This is a genomic window from Nocardia albiluteola (assembly GCF_018860155.1).
Lineage (GTDB): Bacteria > Actinomycetota > Actinomycetes > Mycobacteriales > Mycobacteriaceae > Nocardia > Nocardia albiluteola.
This window is the reverse complement of record NZ_JAHKNI010000044.1, coordinates 1-1,201: the sequence shown is the minus strand read 5'-3', so window position 1 is coordinate 1,201 and position 1,201 is coordinate 1. Positions and strand designations below refer to the sequence as shown.

At 64.4% G+C, this 1,201-nt stretch carries 1 protein-coding gene; it reads right to left on the bottom strand.

Annotated elements, in window-relative coordinates; all coding sequences use genetic code 11:
- Window positions 1–11 precede the first annotated feature (11 nt).
- Window positions 12–1,100: an IS630 family transposase gene (locus KO481_RS42600; protein WP_308167010.1), complete on the bottom strand. Its 1,089-nt coding sequence runs from the start codon at window positions 1,098–1,100 to the stop codon at window positions 12–14.
- Window positions 1,101–1,201: the final 101 nt, after the last annotated feature.

The following is a 1,201-nucleotide window of genomic DNA, read 5'->3' as shown; positions in this document are numbered from 1 at the left end:
CTAGTGCCGCGTCACGCAACGTTGGGTAGGTAATCCGGGCGGCGGATTTTCGAGCCGACGGCGAAGTCTCGGATCGGTCGGGCGTGCTGGTTGCGCCAGCGGACGTAGTCACCGATCGCCGCATCCTGCTCGGCGTGGGTGCGGTGGTCGGTGCCGTTGAGCGCGAAGTACCGCAAGGCCGCGAACTCGCATTCGATCCTGTTCAACCAGGACGAATACGTCGGTAGGAACACCAACTCGATCTCGTTGGCGGCGCACCATTCCCGCACTTCACGGCGCTTGTGGACCGAGTAGTTGTCCAAGATCAGATACAGACGCTCATCCGGCCAGCGGGTTCGCAACGATTTCACGAACGTCAGGAACTCGATCGCGCGTTTGCGGTCACGGATCCGGTAGTACAACTGCCCGGTCCGAAGGTCCAGGGCACCGAACATGTGCCGGACCCCGTGATAGCGGTGGTAGGTGGCACGAAGGCGTTTCGGCCGTCCGGCCTGCGCCCAGCCGCGGCCGGCGCGCGGCTGCAGGTTCAACGGCCCGAACTCGTCCACGCAGATCACGCGGCCGTCGGCGGGCGGGTGGTCGTAGAGGTCGAGGACCCGGTTCATCTTCTCCACGAACTCGGGATCGTTGCTGGCTTTCCAGGTCTTGGTGGCCTGCCACGACACCCCGCCGGCCTTCAAGATTCGGCGCAGCGTTTCGCGGCTGATGTCGGCGATCCCGTTGCCCCGCAGCACATCTGCCAGCTTCGACAGACTCCAGGTCGAGAACGGCCACCCCAGGTCACGGGGACAGCACCGAGCGATCTGACAGATCCGATCACGCGTCGCTCGATCGGTCTTCGCTGGTCTGCCCCCGTTCCATTTTGGGTCGAGTGCGCCCATACCCTTCTCGTTGAAGTCGTGGATCACTTGCCGCACATAGGATTCCGACACTTGCATCAGCTTCGCGATCAACCCGACCGGCTGATGCTGGCCCGAGGCCATCACCACGATCGCCCGCCGCATCCGGACCGGCTGCTTGCTGCGCCGCCCGATCTGGGCGAGTTTGCGGCCCTCTTCCGGCGTGAGGGCCCTGACGAACACATCCGGTTTACGAGCCACCGGCACCACCTCCACCGGCAGCATCGCCGGTCACCGGCCGATGATCAACCCGCCACCCCGACTGCGGGTTTCAGCATCAACCTTTCAGGACACGGCACTAG